The sequence below is a fragment of the Kitasatospora gansuensis genome, assembly GCF_014203705.1.
GTDB classification, from domain to species: domain Bacteria; phylum Actinomycetota; class Actinomycetes; order Streptomycetales; family Streptomycetaceae; genus Kitasatospora; species Kitasatospora gansuensis.
Genome location: NZ_JACHJR010000001.1, coordinates 4,410,723 through 4,428,780 on the forward strand (window position 1 = coordinate 4,410,723; position 18,058 = coordinate 4,428,780).

General features: G+C 73.4%; 14 protein-coding genes. 8 read left to right on the forward strand and 6 right to left on the reverse strand.

Annotated features, from left to right (window positions below; genetic code table 11):
* The first annotated feature begins 166 nt into the window (after positions 1-166).
* From F4556_RS19550 to F4556_RS39485, 3 genes are all read left to right on the forward strand, one after another.
* The gene (locus F4556_RS19550) at positions 167-1,882 is read left to right on the forward strand and encodes a threonine/serine exporter family protein (protein WP_313068363.1); all 1,716 of its coding nucleotides are present in this window, start codon (positions 167-169) and stop codon (positions 1,880-1,882) included.
* Between the two features lie 46 nt (positions 1,883-1,928).
* Positions 1,929-3,002: a hypothetical protein gene (locus F4556_RS19555; RefSeq protein WP_184917845.1), complete on the forward strand. Its 1,074-nt coding sequence runs from the start codon at positions 1,929-1,931 to the stop codon at positions 3,000-3,002.
* Between the two features lie 205 nt (positions 3,003-3,207).
* On the forward strand, positions 3,208-4,443 hold the full coding sequence (locus F4556_RS39485) for a C40 family peptidase (RefSeq protein WP_184917848.1): 1,236 nt from the start codon (positions 3,208-3,210) through the stop codon (positions 4,441-4,443).
* Positions 4,444-4,450: 7 nt separating this feature from the next.
* On the opposite strand, the gene F4556_RS19565 is transcribed toward F4556_RS39485, so the two are convergent.
* Positions 4,451-6,457, reverse strand: a complete 2,007-nt coding sequence (locus tag F4556_RS19565) for a DUF8189 domain-containing protein (protein WP_184917851.1) — start codon at positions 6,455-6,457, stop codon at positions 4,451-4,453.
* 68 nt (positions 6,458-6,525) lie between these two features.
* On the reverse strand, positions 6,526-8,055 hold the full coding sequence (locus F4556_RS19570; protein WP_184917855.1) for a helix-turn-helix domain-containing protein: 1,530 nt from the start codon (positions 8,053-8,055) through the stop codon (positions 6,526-6,528).
* 97 nt (positions 8,056-8,152) lie between these two features.
* Between F4556_RS19570 and F4556_RS19575 the strand changes: the two genes are divergently transcribed.
* Positions 8,153-9,421, forward strand: coding sequence for a GNAT family N-acetyltransferase (locus F4556_RS19575; protein ID WP_184917858.1), 1,269 nt, complete (start codon positions 8,153-8,155; stop codon positions 9,419-9,421).
* A gap of 7 nt (positions 9,422-9,428) precedes the next feature.
* Here the strand turns inward: F4556_RS19575 and F4556_RS19580 are convergent, their stop codons facing one another.
* A complete protein-coding gene (locus tag F4556_RS19580) occupies positions 9,429-10,202 on the reverse strand; it encodes a TetR/AcrR family transcriptional regulator (RefSeq protein WP_313068364.1) in 774 nt (257 codons plus the stop codon).
* A 46-nt stretch (positions 10,203-10,248) separates the two neighbouring features.
* On the opposite strand from F4556_RS19580, the gene F4556_RS19585 reads away from it, so the two are divergent.
* Positions 10,249-10,767: a GNAT family N-acetyltransferase gene (locus tag F4556_RS19585; protein WP_184917864.1), complete on the forward strand. Its 519-nt coding sequence runs from the start codon at positions 10,249-10,251 to the stop codon at positions 10,765-10,767.
* On the opposite strand, the gene F4556_RS19590 is transcribed toward F4556_RS19585, so the two are convergent.
* On the reverse strand, positions 10,748-12,136 hold the full coding sequence (locus tag F4556_RS19590) for an MFS transporter (protein WP_313068365.1): 1,389 nt from the start codon (positions 12,134-12,136) through the stop codon (positions 10,748-10,750). The genes F4556_RS19585 and F4556_RS19590 overlap by 20 nt on opposite strands.
* Positions 12,137-12,271: 135 nt before the next feature.
* Here F4556_RS19590 and F4556_RS19595 point away from each other — a divergent pair, with 135 nt between their 5' ends.
* Complete coding sequence (locus F4556_RS19595) at positions 12,272-13,240, forward strand: LysR family transcriptional regulator (protein ID WP_184917867.1); 969 nt, start codon at positions 12,272-12,274, stop codon at positions 13,238-13,240.
* A 22-nt stretch (positions 13,241-13,262) separates the two neighbouring features.
* Here F4556_RS19595 and F4556_RS19600 read toward each other — a convergent pair whose 3' ends face one another.
* Together F4556_RS19600 and F4556_RS19605 are read right to left on the reverse strand one after the other, a co-directional pair.
* Entirely contained in the window at positions 13,263-13,877 is a 615-nt protein-coding gene (locus F4556_RS19600) for a YceI family protein (RefSeq protein ID WP_184917869.1), read from the reverse strand.
* Positions 13,878-13,970: 93 nt separating this feature from the next.
* Positions 13,971-14,501 carry a DinB family protein gene (locus F4556_RS19605; RefSeq protein WP_184917872.1) on the reverse strand — a complete coding sequence of 177 codons (531 nt, stop codon included), beginning with the start codon at positions 14,499-14,501 and terminating at the stop codon, positions 13,971-13,973.
* Positions 14,502-14,635: 134 nt separating this feature from the next.
* Here F4556_RS19605 and F4556_RS19610 point away from each other — a divergent pair, with 134 nt between their 5' ends.
* Both F4556_RS19610 and F4556_RS19615 read left to right on the forward strand, forming a co-directional pair.
* The gene (locus F4556_RS19610) at positions 14,636-17,722 is read left to right on the forward strand and encodes a DEAD/DEAH box helicase (protein ID WP_184917875.1); all 3,087 of its coding nucleotides are present in this window, start codon (positions 14,636-14,638) and stop codon (positions 17,720-17,722) included.
* Positions 17,722-17,928, forward strand: coding sequence for a hypothetical protein (locus F4556_RS19615; RefSeq protein WP_184917878.1), 207 nt, complete (start codon positions 17,722-17,724; stop codon positions 17,926-17,928). Before F4556_RS19610 ends, F4556_RS19615 begins: the two co-directional genes overlap by 1 nt.
* The last annotated feature ends 130 nt before the right edge of the window (positions 17,929-18,058 follow it).

An 18,058-nucleotide genomic window follows, 5' to 3' on the forward strand; every position in this document is an offset into this window, starting at 1 on the left:
AGGCTGTTGTGCATCCGGCCGTACGATCGGGCAAGGTGGGACCGACGATCACCATGCGGAGCGGGGCGGCGGAGGAGCGGCAGTGCCGAAGCGGGGCCGGGGCCGACCCGGTGGCGGCAAGAAGGTCAGGGGCGGCAGGCCGCCCCGGCCGACGACACGGAAGCCGGTGCCCCCGAGCGAGGCTCCGCCCACCGAGGGCCTGCTCGGTTCGGCCGCGCCCCCGGTCGAGCAGCAGACCGTCATCCCGCTGGCCCCGCCGCCGCAGCAGACCGAGGGTCTGCTCAGCCCGGCCGAGTCGGCCGAGCCGGTCTGGAACCCCGAGGACACGCTGACCCCCGAGGTCTGGCGGGCGGTCGGCTTCAGTCCGCCGACCGGGATCGCGGTCCCGATGCTCCGTCAGGGCGCGCCCGGCGAGGCCCCCTGGCCGGACCGGATGCGCACCCTGCTGCGCACGCCGATGGCCGAGCGGCCCGCGTACGAGCGGACCCAGCGGGAGCAGAAGCCCGAGTCCGCGGTGAAGCGCAACGTGCCGCGGGTGCTCGACCTGACGCTGCGGATCGGCGAACTGCTGCTGGCCAGCGGTGAGGCCGCCGAGGACGTCGAGGCGGCGATGCTCGGCATCGCGCACGCCTACGGCCTCGACCACTGCGAGCCGCAGGTCACCTTCACGCTGATCGGCATCTCCTACCAGCCCTCGCTGGTCGAACCCCCGGTCACCGCCGACCGGGTGGTCCGCCGCCGGACCTCCGACTACACCCGGCTGGCCGCGGTCTACCGGCTGGTGGCCGACATCACCGCCGAACGGCTGACGGTGAACGACGCCTACCGCCGGCTCGCCGCGATCCGCCGCAACCGGCACCCGTACCCGACCTGGCTGCTGGCGCTGGCCACCGGCCTGCTGGCCGGGGCGGCCACCTTCCTGGTCGGCGGCAAGCTGGACGCCAAGGCCTGGCTGGTCTTCGCGAACGCCTTCGTGGCCGCGATACTCGGTGACCGGCTGGCCTCGCTGATCGCCCGGCGCGGGCTGCCGGAGTTCTATCAGTTCGTGCTGGCGGCGATGCCCGCCGCGGTCTCCGGCATCGTGCTGTCGCTCAATCACCTCGGCCTGCGCGGTTCGGTGGTGATCACCGGTGGACTGTTCGCGCTGCTGCCGGGCCGGGCCCTGGTGGCCGCCGTGCAGGACGGTCTGACGGGTTTCTACATCACCGCCGCCGCCCGGCTGCTCGAGGTGCTGTACCTGGTCGCGGGCATCGTGATCGGCGTGATGCTGGTGCTCTACGCGGGCTCCAAACTCGACCCGAACCTGAACCCGAGCGAGAGTCTGATCGGGATCAGCCACCCGCCGGTGCAGCTGGTGGCGGCGATGGTGCTCACCCTGGCCTTCGCGATGCTGCTGCAGACCGACCGCCGGATCCTCGCGCTGGTCACCCTGAACAGCGGCATCGGCTGGTCCACGTACGGGGTGCTGGCGTACAACGCGCAGATCTCGCCGATCGTCGCCACCGGGATAGCGGCCGGTCTGGTCGGCCTGTTCGGCCAGCTGACCGCCCGTTACCAGGCGACCTCCGCGCTGCCGTACGTGACCGCCGCGCTCGGGCCGCTGATGCCGGGGTCGGCGATCTACCTGGGGATGCTGGCCTTCACCCAGAACAACCCGGTGGGCGGTGTGGTCCAGGTCGGCCGGGCGGCCGCGCTGGCGCTCGCGCTGGCGGTCGGGGTGAACCTCGGAGGGGAGATCGCGCGTCTCTTCATGAAGATGCCCAGCGCGCTGCCGGGCGGTCAGGTCACCGGAGGCACCCGGGGCGCCGGGGCGGACGGCGAACGGCTCGCCCCCTACCTGCTGGTGCCGCGCCGGGCGGCCAAGCGGACCCGCGGTTTCTGACCCCCGGTCACTGACCTGGGGTCAGGACGGAACGAAGGTACGACGCATGATCGAAGCCCTGCTGGACGGCTACCGGACGCACATCGTGGCCGCGCACAAGCAGCCGCTGTTCCTGCTGCTGGCGGGCTTCATCCTGTCGTTCGTGCTGATCCGGGTCAGCGTGCGGATGATCCGGGCCAAGGTGCGCTGGTGGCCCGGCAACATCACGCCGGGCGGTCTGCACATCCACCACATGGTGTTCGGCCTCGGCTTCCTGCTGCTCGGCGGGATCGGGGTGTTCGCCACCAACGGCGCGGCGCCGTGGAGCGACTGGTTCGGGTTCAGCTTCGGCATCGGCTGCGGGCTGGTGCTGGACGAGTTCGCGCTGATCCTGCACCTGGACGACGTGTACTGGAGCGCGCAGGGCCGGAAGTCGGTGGACGCGGTGATCTTCGGCATCCTGTTCACCGCGCTGCTGCTGACCGGGTACGTGCCGCTCGGCGTGGTGCCGGGGCAGGACACCCGCTGGGGTCTGGTCGCGGTGATCAGCGTGAACGCGCTGGTCTCGATCGTCGCGCTGTTCAAGGGCAAGGTGTGGACCGGGCTGCTCGGCATCATGGTCCCCGGCCTGTCCTGGATCGGCGCGATCCGGCTGGCCCGGCCGACCAGCCCCTGGGCCCGCTGGCGGTACGCCACCCGGCCCCGGCGCAGGGCGCGGGCCGTCCGGCGCGAGCGGCGGCTGCACGCCCGCGCGGACCGCGCGCGGACCTGGCTCTTCGACCTGATCGCGGGGGCACCCGACAAGGTCCCCGCCCACCACACCGCCACCCACCGGGTCGCCGAGCGGATGGCCGCCCGGGCCACCGCCCACCTGGACGCCCACGAGGCCAGGGCGCTGGCCCGCCGCTCCGCCCGGCTGGCCGACCGCCGGGCCACCGCGCTGACCCCCGGCCCGGTCGCCGCTCCCGAACGCACCTCCCCGGCGGTGGCCCGCCGCCGGACGGTCCGGGCCGGCCGGACCCGGACGTACGCGGTTCGGCCCTCCGTGCGGTCCGGGCCCGAGCCGCACGCCCCGTACCGGCGCCTGCGGACCATCGCCGCGCCCCGGCTGCCGCACCCGCAGGCCCGGCGGCCGCACTGACGGTTCGAGGGGCGCTCGGGCCGCCGGGCGGTCGTGCGCCGGGCGCCGCCGCCCGAACGGGGCTGACAATCCGACATCTCACCCGCCCGGCCGTGTGGGTATGGCGCTGAGGCACCGTCAGGTCTGAAACTATGACAACGAGTGACCGATTTATCACTTGATGGGATATTTGATCCACCGTCAGCCGTCGCGAGAGGGACACCCCGTGGCTCGCAGAATCCTCCCGACCCTCCTGCTCACCCTCTCCGGTCTGTTCGGACTGCTGCCCGCCGCCGGTGCGGCCCCCGCCGCACCCGGCATCGCCGCCCCGGCCGACGACCCGTACCCCACCGCCGACGACCTCGCCGCCGCCAAGGCCGAGGAGACCGCCAGGGCCGCCGACGGCGCCGCGATCGAGGTCCGGCTCACCGCCGCCCAGACCGAGCTCGACCGGGCCGGCCGGGAGGCCGAGCAGGCCGTCGAGGCCTACAACGGCGCCCAGGCCCGGCTGACCCGGGCCCGGGCCGAAGCCGCCAGGACCGGGGCGGAGGCCGCGGTCGCCGCCGCCGCCCGGGTGGCGGCCGCCGAACGGGCCGCCGAGCTGGCCGCCGAGACCTACCGGCAGGGTGCGAGTGCCCAACTCTCCGCCCTCGACGCCCTGCTGGGCGCCGAAGGACCCCGGGCGATCAGCGCCCAGGCCGCCGCCATCGGCATGGTCGGCGCCCGGACCAGGGACATCCTGGACACCGCCACGGCCACCGCCGCCGAGGCCGCCCGTACCGCCGAGGCCGCCGGAGCCGCCGAGGCCGAGGCGGTCCGGGCGGCCGACGCCGTCCGGCAGGCCAAGGAACGGGCCGAGGCCCGGCTGGCCGCCCAGCAGACCCAGGTCACCGAGATCACCGCCCGCCGCGAGCAGCTGCTCGCCGCCCTGGCCACCGCCCGCAACACCACTCTGGAACTGGAGCGGCAGCGCCGGGAGGCACTCGAAGCGGCCGCCGCGCGGCAGGCCGAGGAGGACGCCCGGGCGGCGGCCGCAGCCGCTGCGGCCCGTCCCTCCAATGACTCCGCCGACTCCTTCGCCGAGTCCCCCTGGTCGGCCGGCGGTGCCGAGGCCGCCATCGCCTTCGCCCGCTCCAAGATCGGCCTGCCCTACATCTGGGGCGGCGAGGGCCCGGCCGGCTACGACTGCTCCGGGCTGACCATGATGGCCTGGCGCCGCGCGGGCAAGAGCCTGACCCACTTCGCCGCCGACCAGTACGCCGAGTCCACCCCGGTCAGCTACGCCCAACTCCGCCCCGGCGACCTGGTCTTCTGGACCGACACCGGCCGCGCCCGCGACATCCACCACGTCGCCCTCTACATCGGCGACGACCAGATGATCGAGGCCCCCCGCCCGGGCATGGCCATCAAACAGGCCAGCCTCTGGATCATGGGCCGCCCCGACTTCTACGGCCGCCCGTGACGGGCGGTCACCCCACGGCGTGCCAGCTGGCGGACGCCTCGTAGCCGTCCCGGCGGTACTCGGCGAGGGCGCCGTTCGGCTTGAGTCCGATCAGGGTGACGTTGCCGTGGCCGTTGACCACCGACATCGGGTTGCCGACGATGTAGCCGCGCGCGTCCGTCCAGCCGCCGAAGGCCTGGCCCGCGGTGGCCTGCTGGGAGAGGCTGACGCCGCCGCCCTGGTTGCGGGCAGCGATCACCATCCGGCCGTCCGTGCCGGTGGCCACGGCCAGTTCGCCGGTGCCTCCGGGCTTGGCGCTGCTGCCGCCGACGGCGGAGGGGCCGCTCCAGCCACCGCCGGGCGCGTTCTGATAGATCGTCATCGCGCCGCCGGTGCCGGCCTCGCGGTAGACCAGTTCGATCCGGCCGTCCGCGTCGGTGCCGGCCGACAGCCCGCTGGCCGGCCGGGCGGCCGGGAACTGCTGGTCGACCTGGAACGGGGCGTTGATCGCGGGCTGGAACCAGTGCAGGACGCGGGCGGAGTTCCCGGAGACCGGGGCGAACAGTTCGATCCGCTTGTCGTAGGTGACGACCGCGGTGACCGGCCCCTGGACGTGGTCGCCCTGCATGTCGGCCCAGCCGCTCCACGCCCCGTTCACGGCGAGCTGCCAGCGGGTGCTGACGCCGCCTCCGGCGTTGCGGACGAAGGCCTGGAGCCGGCCGTCCTCGTTCGGCACCACGACGGGGGAGCTCACGCTGGTCGCGTCCGCGGGCAGGTTCGGGTTGCCGAGCGACCCCCAGCCCCAGCCGGAGCCGTTCTGGAACAGGGAGACCAGCTCGCCGTTGTCGGAGCGCTGGCCGAACACCTCGATCCGGCCGTCCTTGTTGCGGGCGGCCGAGAGCCCGGCGGCCAGCGCCCCACCGGGATTGCCGCGGTCGACCGGACCGCTCCACACCGGGGCGGTCGACTGCGCGGAGTCGGTCCGGGTCCACTCCCACAGCGAGCCGCCCAGGACGACGAAGAGGTGCAGGACCCCGTTCGGGTCGGTGATCGCGGCCTGGACCGGGCGCGGCGTCCGGGAGTACTGCGCCGCCCACCACTGGTTGTACGAGGGCTCCAGGTGGCCCTGGAGCCACGGGTCGTGCGGCAGGTAGCGGTCGACGAACCGGGCCTTCTTCTCGGCCGCCTGGCTCGGCATCAGATTGCCGGGCATCGAGTCGATGTTGTACTGCCGGTAGTGCTCCAGCAGGGTGCGCGGGTTCACGCTCCGGTAGGCCGCCGCGGCCCGGTCCGCGATCCGGCTCGCGTAGACGTGGTCCTCGTGGTCGTGGTCGGGGAGCCAGTCCCTGACCCACTCGACCTTGTCCGGCGCCGAGTCCTGGGCCCGGATCAGGGTCGCCCCGGTCTCGGTGAGCAGGCTCTTCAGGATGTCCACCACGTCCCCGCCGTCGACCCGGTACGCGTCCGGGATCTCGGGATCCCGCCCGCCCATGTCCAGCATGTCGCTGACCAGGTTCGGGTCGGTCGCCAGCTTGCGCAGGGTGTTGCCCTCGTTGAAGCGGCCGTCGCCCGCCTCCGCGAGGTTCAGGAACGCCAACTGCACCGTCGGGTGGCTGTCGAGGAAGAAGCGCTGCACGAACTTGCCCGGGCCGAGCAGCTCGTGGTCGACGTCCTCGGTCCAGCAGCCGCCCGGCCCGGCGACGGCCAGGATGCAACCGTCGCCGCCGGCGCCGGCCATCGCGGCGTACGAGGACCTGATCCCGTTCTGCCGGCTCGCGGCGTACTCCTCCGGGGTCATGCCGGGCACCGCGCCGGGCACGTTCTCACCGGCCGTCAGGTACACGGTCAGCGTGGGGATGCCGGCGGCGATCCCGTTGGAGACGTCCGGGTTCATGAACAGCAGGTCGTCGTCCTCGTGCGCGACGATCTGCACCATGCTCGGTGTCAGTTGCACTGCCTGGGCCGACGGCACCGGCCAGCAGACCAGCGATGAGGCGAGCAGCCCCAGAACCGTGGCGGACCTGATCGAACGCATGTATCCCCCTGGAGCGAAGCCGAGGACCGGAGGCTACCGGTCCGGCCCGGTCAGGGGATCGTTCGGGGTCAGATGTCGCGGAAGGTCTCGATGCTCGCGCCGATCGAGTTGAGGCGTTCGGCCAGGTCCTCGTAGCCGCGGTTGATCACGTAGACGTTGCGCAGCACCGAGGTGCCCTCGGCGGCGAGCATGGCGAGCAGCATGACGACGGCGGGGCGCAGGGCCGGCGGGCAGACGGTTTCGGCGGCCCGCCAGCGGGTGGGGCCCTGGATCAGGACGCGGTGCGGGTCGAGCAGGGTGACGTCGGCGCCGAGCCGGGTGAGGTCGGTGAGGTAGATGGCGCGGTTGTCGTAGACCCAGTCGTTGATCTGGGTGGTGCCGTGCGCGGCGGCGGCGATCACCGCGAAGAACGGGACGTTGTCGATGTTGATGCCGGGGAACGGCATCGGGTGGATCCGGTCGATCGGGGCGGTCAGCTTGGACGGACGGACCGTCAGGTCGACCAGCCGGGTGCGGCCGTTGCGGGCCGGGTACTCGGGGGTGCGGTCGTGGTCCAGGCCCATCCCCTCCAGGACGGCGAGCTCGATCTCCAGGAACTCGATCGGCACCCGACGGATGGTCAGCTCGGAGGAGGTCACCACGGCGGCGGCGAGCAGGCTCATCGCCTCGACCGGGTCCTCGGCGGGCGCGTAGTCGACGTCACAGGTGATATCGGGCCGGCCGTGCACGGTGAGCGTGGTGGTGCCGATGCCCTCGATCTTCACCCCGAGCTGCTCCAGGAAGAAGCACAGGTCCTGGACCATGTAGTTCGGGCTGGCGTTGCGGATCACGGTCACGCCGTCGTGCCGGGCGGCGGCCATCAGCGCGTTCTCGGTCACGGTGTCCCCGCGCTCGGTCAGCACGATCGGCCGCCCCGGCGAGACCCCGGCCTCGACCCGGGCGTGGTAGCTGCCGTCGGTGGCGGCCACCTCCAGGCCGAACTGCCGCAGCGCGGCCAGGTGCGGCTGCACCGTCCGGGTGCCGAGGTCGCAGCCGCCCGCGTACGGGAGCCGGAACTGCTCGGCGCGGTGCATCAGCGGACCGAGCAGCATCAGCACGCTGCGGGTCCGCTTGGCGGCGGCCTCGTCCATCGAGTCCAGGTCGAGCCGGGCGGGCGGGGTGAGTTCGAGGTCGCGGCCGTCGTTGGTCCAGCGGGCCTTGACGCCGATGCTGGCGAGCACCTCGAGGATCCGGTAGACCTCCTCGATCCTGGCCACCTGGCGCAGGGTGGTGCGGCCGGTGGTGAGCAGCGAGGCGCAGAGCAGCGCGACGCCGGCGTTCTTGCTGGTGCGGACGTCGATCGCGCCGCTCAACTGCCGTCCGCCGTCGACCCGCAGGTGCATCGGCCCGGCGTAGCCGATCGAGACGATCTCGCTGTCCAGCGCCTCGCCGATCCGGGCGACCATCTCCAGCGTGAGGTTCTGCTGGCCCTTCTCCATCCGGTTGACCGCGCTCTGGCTGGTGCCGAGGGCCGCCGCGAGCTGGCCCTGGGTCTTGCCCTTGTGCTCGCGGGCGGTGCGGATGAGGCCGCCGATGCGCTGGAGGTAGTCGTCGCTCATTGGGCAGACGATATCTCATATGTGAGATGAGAAAAGCCTGGGAGGGTGCTGGAAAAAACCGGATGCCGCTCCTGACGGGTCGTCGTACCGTGACGGGATGGGCAATGAGCGAAGCGACAACGCGGACATCCGGTACATCACGGAGGAGGAGCTCCCGGCCTGGGACCGGGCGCTGGCGCGGGGCTTCCTGCGGCCGCACGTCGCGGACGGCGTCGAGTACCGCCGGCTCCAGTTCGAGCCGAACCGCTTCCAGGGCGCCTTCGACCCGTTCGACCCGACCCGCTGCGTGGCCACCTTCCGCAGCTTCGACATCGAGCTGACCGTCCCGGGCGGCGGCACCGTCCGGGCCGACGCGATCACCGGGGTGACGGTCAACTCCACCCACCGCCGCCGCGGCCTGCTCAGCCGGATGATGACCACCGACCTGACCGACGCGCACCGGCGCGGCTGCCCGGTCGCCATCCTGATCGCGGCCGAGTACAACATCTACGGCCGGTTCGGCTTCGGCCCGGCCACCGCCAACGCCGGCCTGCGGATCGACGTCAAGGAGTCCGGCGGCCTGCGCGCGGACCTGCCGGAGAGCCCCGGCGGCCGGATCGACTTCGTCACCATGGCCGAGCTCCGCGAGCTCGGCCCCGACCTGCACGAACGCTGGCGGCGCGGCCAGCCGGGAGCGATCGCCCGCAAGCCGTACTACTGGCAGCTGGTCACCGGTGAGGTGACGCTGCCGGGCTTCGACTGGAAGGAGCCGTTCGCCGCCGTGCACCGCGACGCGAGCGGCGCCGTGACCGGTCTGATGGTCTATCGGCTGGACGACAACTGGGACGGCCCGGTCCCCAACTGCACGCTCACCGTCGGCGCCTTCCTCGCCCTGGACGCCCCGACCGCCGTGGCGCTCTGGCGGCTGGCCTTCTCGGTGGACTGGGTCCGCACCGTCGAGATCGAGAACCTCGCCCCCGACGACCCGCTGCCGCTCTGGCTGAACGACCCCCGGCAGGCCAGGCCGGGCCGGGAGGTCGCCGACTTCATGTGGCTCCGGGTGCTGGATGTTTCTGCTGCCTTCGCCGCCCGCCGGTACGGTGCCCCCGGCCGGACGGTGCTCGAGGTCACCGACCGGGACGGCTGGACCGAGGGCCGCTGGGCCCTGGAGGTCGCCCCGGACGGCACCGGCCGCTGCACCCGTACCGAGGACCTGGCCGACCTGGCGCTCGGCGCCGGCCAACTGGGCAGCCTCTATCTGGGCGCCGAGACCCTGCCCCGGCTGGTGGCGGGCGGCCTGGCCACCGAGCTCCGCCCCGGCGCGGCGGCCGAGGCGGACCTGCTGCTCCGTACCCCGCTGCGAGCCTGGAACCCGGACAGCTTCTGACAGGTGATCAGGACTTCGTCCGGCCGATGGTCGGCAGGATGAAGTCCTGGATCAGGCCCTTGGCGTCCCGGACGATCGGCCGGAACACCCGGTAGCGGGAGAGGGTCAGGATCCGGGCCGCCATCGGCGTCGAGCGGCGGACGAACTCCCTGGTCCGCTCGGTGTCCGGGGTGCGGTCGAAGACCCAGTACAGGACGACCACCATCAGGTGCAGCCAGAGCAGGTCGGGCAGCAGCTCGACCAGCTCGGCGTCCAGCTTGCTGCTCAGGTCGGAGCCGGCCAGCACCTCGCGGAACAGCTCGACCGCCGTGGCCCGGGCCGGGTGCGACTCGTTCGAGAACGGGCTGAGCGAGCTGTTCGGGTCGGCGGCGGTGCGGAAGAACTGCGAGGCGAAGGAGTGGTAGTCCGCCGCGCAGTCCAGCCAGGAGACCAGCGCGATCTCCAGCCGGTCCGCGAACTCGGTGTGGCCGACCATCCTGGCCCGGGCGTCGCGGGCGTGGTCGTGCGTCATCAGGTCGTAGAACCCCTGGATCAGGAATTCCTTCGACTCGAAGTAGTAGTAGGCGTTGCCGACCGAGACCCCGGCCTCGGCGGCGATCGCCCGCATGGTGGTCTTGTCGTACCCGCGCTCCCTGAACAGCCGCATCGCGGTGTCCAGGATCAGGGCCCGGGTCTGCTCGCTCTTGTCGGTCTTCGGTCTGGCCCGACCGCCCGGCAGCTCCGCGTTGCCGGGCTCGCTCGGGGTCGGTACCGGGTCCGTGACGTCGTTGGGCTGCTCCACGCCTGTGGAGCCTACCTTGGCGGGCCGGTGTGACAGGCTCGATGCCATGGCACTCGAGATCCGCCCCGGTACCGCCGCCGACGCCCCGGCGGTCGCCGCCCTGCACAGCGCGAGCTGGCTGACCACGTACGCCGGCATGGTCCCGGCCGAGGCGCTCGGCGACGGCCTGGCCGAGGAGCGCCGCGAGCTCTGGGAGCTGCGGCTGACGGTCGACTACGGGGAGCCCGCCAACACCCCGCTGCTCCTGCTCGCCGAGCGGGGGCCCGAGCTGGACGGCTTCGCCTACCTGGTCCCGCAGCCGGACGGCCGGGTGCTGCTGGACAACCTGCACGTACGCCCCGGGCTGACCGGCGGCGGGATCGGCTCCCGGCTGCTGGCCGCCTGCCGGGCGCACTGCCCCGACCGCACCCTCTACCTGGAGGTGCTGCAGGCCAACACCCGGGCGATCGCCTTCTACGAGCGGGCGGGCGCGGTCCGCACCGACGACCGGATCGGCTGGTTCCCCGGCGGGTACCCGCTGCCCGAGTACGAGTACAGCTTCCCGGTCACGCCGCCAGGGCACTGAGCCCCGGCGCCGGGCGAGCGCGCAGGCGGCGGCGTCCGGCCAGCGCGGTCAGCAGGGCCAGCCCGGCGGCCCCGGCTGGCACCAGGAAGCCGGTGCCCGGGGCGGCCTGCTGGGCGACCACCCCGCCGAGCGCCGCCCCGGTGGAGATCCCGACCAGGATGCCCGCCACCGCCACGCCCATGCCCTCGTTCAACTGCCGGGCGGGCAACAGCTCCTGAACCATCGTCATCCCGGCCACCATGGTCGGCGCGGTCCCCGAACCGGCCACGAACAGCGTCAGCCCGAGCACCGCGAGCCCGGCCCCGGAGAGCCCGGCGGCCAGCGGGAGCAGCAGCAGGACGGTCATCGCCGTCACCCCGAGCACCAGGCCCTGTCCGGCCGATCTTGCCGGGCGCGCGACGCTGGGCATCCCGCCTGGACGCACGGCCGGAACGGCCAAGTACGACCCAGTACGAGGCCGTTCCGGCCGCACGCCCAGCCGGGCGCCCAACGCCGCGCGCTGATCCGACAAGATCGACCGGACAGGGCCTGGCCGCCGGGTGGCGCCGGCCCGGCCCCGGTACAGCCCGAGGACCAGCCCGGAGGCGCAGGACCCGGCCGCCACCAGCGCCAACAGCCCACCGGCCAACGGCTGCCGGCCGAGCGCGTCGGCGTACGCGATGGTGGTGACCTCCATCGAGCCGAACACTACCCCGGTCGCGGCGAAGACCAGTACCAGCACCCGAAGTCCGCCGTCCCTCAGCGCGCCCCGTCCGGCGGTCTCCGCCGGGGGCTGCACCGGCGGTTCGGTCCGCCGCTGGGCGGCGAACAGCAGCAGCCCGGCCGAGCCGAGCAGCACACCGGCCAGCAGCCCGGCCTCCGGGAAGAGCGAGGTGCAGAGCAGCATGGCGAGCACCGGGCCGCCCATGAAGCAGAGCTCGTCCAGCGCCTGTTCGAGGGAGTTGGCGACGTGCCGGGCCGCCGGGTCGTCCCGGTAGAGGTGCGCCCAGCGGGCCCGGGCCATGCCGCCCAGGTTGGGGACCACCGCGGAGGCCGTGCAGCAGAGGAAGAGCGTCCAGGCGGGGGCGCCGAAGTGCGCGCAGAGCAGCAGCCCGGCCGTCGGCCAGACCGCCAGCAGCACGGACCAGGCAGAGATCCGGCCCTGCCCGTACCGGTCCACCAGCCGCCCGGAGATCGGCAGTGCGACCGCGACCGCCACCACGCCGGCCGCCGAGACCGCCCCGGCCAGCGCGTACGAGTCGCGACGGGTGGCGATCAGCACCACGGTGCTGACCCCGGTCATCGCGAAGGACAGCCGGGCGAACAGGCCGGTCAGCGTGAAGGCGAGCGCGCCGGGGGCGGCGAACAGGCGGCGGTACGAGGCGAACACGGAACTCCTGGGGTGGGCACGGGGTGTGTGCCCAGCCTCCCGGCGGCCGGCTGCGCTGGTCCAACACTTGTTCGGCCCGATTCACGCGGTTCTGTTGTCAATGAGGGGTCAAGCCGCAGGGTCTAAGGTGCGGGGATGCCCCGTGACCTGCACCCGCGTCTGCTGCGCGGCTTCGCCACGACCGCCGAGACCCTGCACTTCGGCCGGGCCGCCGAGCGGCTGCACGTGGCGCAGCAGGCGCTCAGCCGGGACGTCCGCGCGCTGGAGCAGGCGCTCGGGCTGCGGCTGTTCGACCGGAGCACCCGCAGCGTGCGGCTCACGCCGGACGGGGAGCGGCTGCTGCCGAAGGTCCGTCGGCTGCTGGCGCTGCACGACGAGCTGCTGGACGGGGAGGCCGGGCACCGGCCGCTGCTGGTGGATCTGAACAACGACGTCACCGGGGACGATCTGACCGCCGTCCGGCTGCTCGCGGCGGCCAGGGCGGCCCGGCCCGAACTGGAGCTGCTGGCCCGGTTCCACGGTGGTCTGGCCGCTGCGGCGGCGGAGCTGACGGCCCATCGGCTGGACGTCTCGTTCGGCCGGTTCGCCGGACTGCCGGCCGGGCTGCGGTCCCAACTGGCGCAGTTGCCGGTGCGGTTCGAGGAGATGGCGGTCTTCCTGCCGTCCGGCCATCCGCTGGCCGCGCTGCCCGAGGTGCCGCTGGGCGCGCTGGCGGGGCATCCGGTGGACATCTGCGCGGGGAACCCGGCGACCACCGAGTGGACCGAGCTCGGGCGGCGGCTGCTGGGCGCGCACGGTCTGCTCGCGGCGGCCCCGCACAGCCCGCCGGTCGGGGTGGAGGAGGTCGGGCACTATCTGGCCCGGCACGGTGAGGCGATGCTGACCACGACCGGCGGCCCCGGGATACCCGGGGCCGTCACCCGTCCGCTGGTCGATCCGGTGCCGCTCAGTCTGGTGAGCCTGGTGCACCGCCCGGAGCTGCGTCATCCGGGATTCACCGCGTTGCGCGAGGCGGTTGCCGAACTCGGCTCGCGCGAGGGGTGGTTGCGGCGTCCGCCGGTGAGCTGGCTGCCCGCCGAGGATGCCGCGCTGCTGCCCGGGTGACCGGGCGTCAGATGGTCGGGTCTCAGACGCTCTTCACGGCCGAGATGTCGAAGCTGAGCTTCACCTTCTCGCCGATCAGCACGCCACCGGTCTCCAGCGCGGCGTTGTAGGTCAGGCCCCAGGCGGTGCGGTCGACGGTGGCGCTGCCCTCGAAGCCGACCCGCTGGGCGCCGTAGACGTCCGTCGCGCTGCCGGTGTACTCCAGGTCGAGGACCACCTGGCCGGTGGTGCCCTTGATGGTGAGGTCACCGGTCATCCGGTACGAGTCGTCGCGCAGCCGCTCGGCCGAGGTGGAGCGGAAGGTGATCTCCGGGAAGGTCTCGGCCTCGAAGAAGTCGCCGGTGCGCAGGTGCTCGTCGCGCTGGGTGTTGCTGGTGTCGATGCTGGCGACCTTGATGGTCAGCGCGGCGGTGGAGTTCTCCGGGTTGCTGCCGTCCAGGTGCAGCAGGCCGTCGTGCTCGGCGAAGACGCCGCGCACGTTGGTGACCATCGCGTGGCGGACCGCGAAGCCGATCGCGCTGTGCGAGGCGTCGATGGTGTAGTCACCGGTCAGGTGCGCCAGGTCGGGCCCGGCGGGGGCCGTGGCGACGGCGGTGCTGGTGGTGGCGGCCTTGCTGGTGCGGTTGAAGATGCCCATGGCTTCTCCTCGGGTCGGAAGCCATTTGTTTAGGCTTCAACTTGTTGGCGTGCCACCACCATAACCCGGTTTCGTTCAATGTTCAACCAAGGCTCACTCGCGGCCCCCGTTGACCTCCGCGACCAGCTCCAGGGCGGTGCGGCCGTCCAGGGTCTCCCGGATGATGTCCGCGTGCCCGGCGTGCCGGGCCACCTCGGTGCACAGGTGGGTGAGGATCCAGCGCGCCGTCCGGCGGCTGTTGGGCGGGAACCAGGGCGCATCCGCCAGGGCCGCGTCCGTCTCCAGGTCCGGCAGTGCCCGGATGATCCGGTCGGTCTCGGCCGCGATCTCCTCGTACTGCTTCAGCCAGTCGGCCACCGTCTCGCCGTCCAGCAGCCGGTGCTGGTCCGCCCAGGGCTGCTGGGTCAGCTCACGGCCCATCAGGGTGCCCTCGGTCCAGTGCTGCTCGCAGGTGGCCACGTGCTTGAGCAGGCCGCCCAGCGACAGGCTGCTCGCGGTCGGGGTGGCCCGCGCCTGCTCCTCGGTGAGGCCGTGCACCGAGCGGCGCACCGCGCCCCGGTGCGCCTCCAGGAAGGCCAGCAGCCCCTCGCGCTCGTTCGTCTCCGCAGCCACCAGAACCACCATGTCGCTCACCTTTTCGTCGGGCGGGTTTCCCCCGCTTCGGTACGACCAAAGGTAGGCGGCAACTAGGCCAGATCCTGTCCGCTATGCCCTCCGGCTAGGGTGAAACCCTGCTGCCGTTCCCGGGAGGCCCGCCGATGTACGCCCTGCACGCGCTCTGGCGGGCCGACGGCGCGCTGGCGCTCTGGGCCGAGGACGCCCGCGCCTACACGGCGGCCCGCCTGCACCGCCCGGGCGGTGCCCCGGTGGCCGCCACCGCGCACCCGTTCGCCGCCCCGGCCGCCGAGGTGGCCCGGCTGCTCGCCGCCCTCGGCCCCGGCCCCGGCTGGCTCGCCGAACAGGCCCCCGAACGGTGGAGCACCCTGCGGCTGCCCAGCCTCAGCGGCGCCCCCACCCCCTCCCCGCAGCTGCCGATCGGCGCCACCGGCCGGGGCGTCTCGCTGACCGCGTGGCGGGTGCCGGTGCTGCTCTTCCCGCAGGCCGAGGCGGCCCAGCTGCTGGGCGAGCTGTTCGACCCGTACTGGTCCGGCGCCAGCCTCGAACTCCCGGGCGTCGAAGGGTCGGTGGAGCTCGCGTACGGTGCCTCGCTGCGCTGGCTGACCGCCGTCCACGACCTGGCCTGGCGGCTGGCCGGCCGGGGCAGGGCACTGCCGGTGCTGCGCGAGCGGGACGGCATCCCGTACGCCACCTGGCAGCCCGCCCCCGAGCGGGCCGACCGGCGGGAGGCGGACGCGCTGGTCCGGGGCTGCCCGCCGGCCGTGCTGGCGGAGGGCCGGACCGGTGCGGCGGAGCTGGTCGCCGAGCTGCTCGACCGCTTCGTCGACCAGGAGATCAGGACCGCGCTGGACGGCGCGGCTCCTGGTGGTGACGGTGCGTCAGTGGCCTGGTGGGCCGCGCTCCACCGCGCCGACGGACGGTTCGAGGCGCCCGCGGCCGAGCTGGCCGAGCTGCGCGAACAGCTCGCGGTCTGGCTGGCGGGGTCGCCCCCGACGGACAGTCCGGTCCGGCTCTGCTTCCGGCTCTCCGAACCGCTCGGGCCCTCCGACAGCGACCCTGAAGGCCGGCCGAACGACGACGACTGGCAGCTCGACTTCCTGATCCAGGCGGTCGACCAGCCCTCCCTGCTGATCCCGGCCGCCGAACTCTGGGACGGTGGACCGGCGTTCGCCGCCCTGGCCCGGCAGCTCGCCGACCCGGTGGAGAGCTACCTGGCCGAGCTCGACCGCGCTGCCCTCCGCCGTCCCGAGCTGCGCCCCGGCCGGGGCCGCCGTCCGACCGGCCTGCGACTGGACCGGGCCGGGGCGCTCGACTTCCTGCGCAGTGCCGCACCCGCCCTGACCGAGGCCGGGTTCGGCGTCCTGCTGCCCGCCTGGTGGCAGCGCAGGCCCGGCCTCGGCCTCGCGCTGACCGCCACCCGGACCGCACCGCCCGGCACGGTGGAGCGGGCCGCCCAGGTCGACCGGGACGCCGTGGTGGACTTCCGCTGGCAGGCCGCGATCGGCGAAGTCAAGCTCACCCAGCAGGAGTTGACTGACCTCGGGGCCGCCCAGCAGGGCCTGGTCCGACTGCGTGGCCGCTGGGTCGAGGTGGATGCCGGGCAGATTGCCGCCGCCCTCGGCTTCCTTACCCGGCACGGCACCGGATCGCTTCCGACGGCCGAACTGCTCCGGCTCGCCCTCGACCCGACGGCCACCGCCGGCGGCCTCCCGATCACCGAGGTCACCGCCACCGGTCCGCTCGGCGAGCTGCTGGCGGGCCGGACCCAGGACACCGCCGCACCCGCCCTGCCGCCGGACTTCGGGGCCACCCTCCGCCCGTACCAGGAACGGGGGTTGGCCTGGCTGCACGGCCTCGCCCGGCTGGGTCTCGGCGGCGTGCTGGCCGACGACATGGGCCTCGGCAAGACCGTCCAGACGCTGGCCCTGCTGGCCGCCGAGCAGCACGCGGGCGCCGCGACCGGCCCCACCCTGCTGGTCTGCCCGATGTCGCTGGTCGGCAACTGGCAGCGCGAGGCGGCCCGGTTCGCGCCGATGCTCCGGGTGCACGTCCACCACGGCAGCGAGCGCGGCTCGGCGATCCCGCCCGCCGACCTGGTGATCACCACGTACGGGGTGCTCCAGCGGGACGCCCGGGCGCTCGCGGGCACGCAGTGGCGGCGGGTGGTCGCCGACGAGGCGCAGTACGTCAAGAACTCCGCCACCGCCCAGTCCAGGGCGCTGCGTTCGCTCCCGGTGACGGTGCACCGGATCGCGCTCACCGGCACGCCGGTGGAGAACCGGCTGGCCGAGCTGCACGCCATCCTGGACTTCGCGAACCCGGGCCTGTTCGGCAGTACGGAGTCGTTCCGGGAGCGGTTCGCCGTCCCGGTCGAGCAGCACGGCAGTGCTGACGCCGGGTCACAACTGCGCAGGCTCAGCGGCCCGTTCGTGCTCCGGCGGCTGAAGACCGACCCGGTGATCGCCGCCGAACTGCCCGCCAAGCAGGAGATCACCGTCTGGTGCAACCTCACCGCCGAACAGGCCGGGCTCTACCAGGCGGTGGTCGCCGACGTCCTGCACCGGGAGCAGGGCATCCGCGGTGTCGAGCGCAAGGCCACCGTGCTGGCGGCGATCGGCAAGCTCAAGCAGGTCTGCAACCACCCGGCCCAACTCCTGCACGACCGCTCGCCGTTGGGCGACCGCTCGGGCAAGGTCGCCCGGCTGGAGGAGCTGCTCACCGAGGCACTGGCCGAGGGCGACCGGGTGCTGGTCTTCACCCAGTACGCCGAGTTCGGCCGGCTGCTCCAGCCGCACCTGACCGAGCGGCTCGGCGAGGAGGTGCTCTACCTGCACGGCGGCGTCCCCAAGCACCGGCGGGAGGAACTGGTCACGCGCTTCCAGGCCCCCGACGGCCCCCGGGTCTTCCTGCTCTCGCTCCGGGCCGGCGGCACCGGGCTCAACCTCACCGCCGCCAACCAGGTCATCCACCTCGACCGCTGGTGGAACCCGGCGGTCGAGGACCAGGCCACCGACCGGGCCTTCCGGATCGGCCAGCGCCGTGACGTCCAGGTCCGCCGCCTGGTCTGCGTCGGCACCGTCGAGGAACGGATCGCCGAGCTGATCGAGGCCAAACGCGCCCTCGCGGAGGCCGCCGTCTCCACCGAGGAACAGTGGCTCACCGGCCTGGACCCCAGCACCCTACGGGAGTTGGTCACCCTCTCCGCCGACGCGATCGGAGCCGTCTGATGGAACACGACCCGCTGAAGCCCGACCCGCTGGCCCGCTTCTGGGACGGTGACGTCACCCTGCAAGCCGCTGCCCCTGCCCCCGCCCCCGTCGAGGGATTCCCGACCGACGGCCTCGGCCCGTCCGGCATCCGGATCGGCGGACGGGAGCTGAGCGTCCTGCTGGCCGAGACCTACCGCCGGCTGTCCAACCCGGACGGGAGCTGACCCCGGCTCAGCCCCGCTCTTTGGTAGGGTGCGGTCCCGGTAGTACACGACTCGACCCAGGAGGTGACACCCATGACCGCTCGACCCGTACGGGTGCCCTCCTCCGTCGCCCCGCCGCACTGACCGGCAG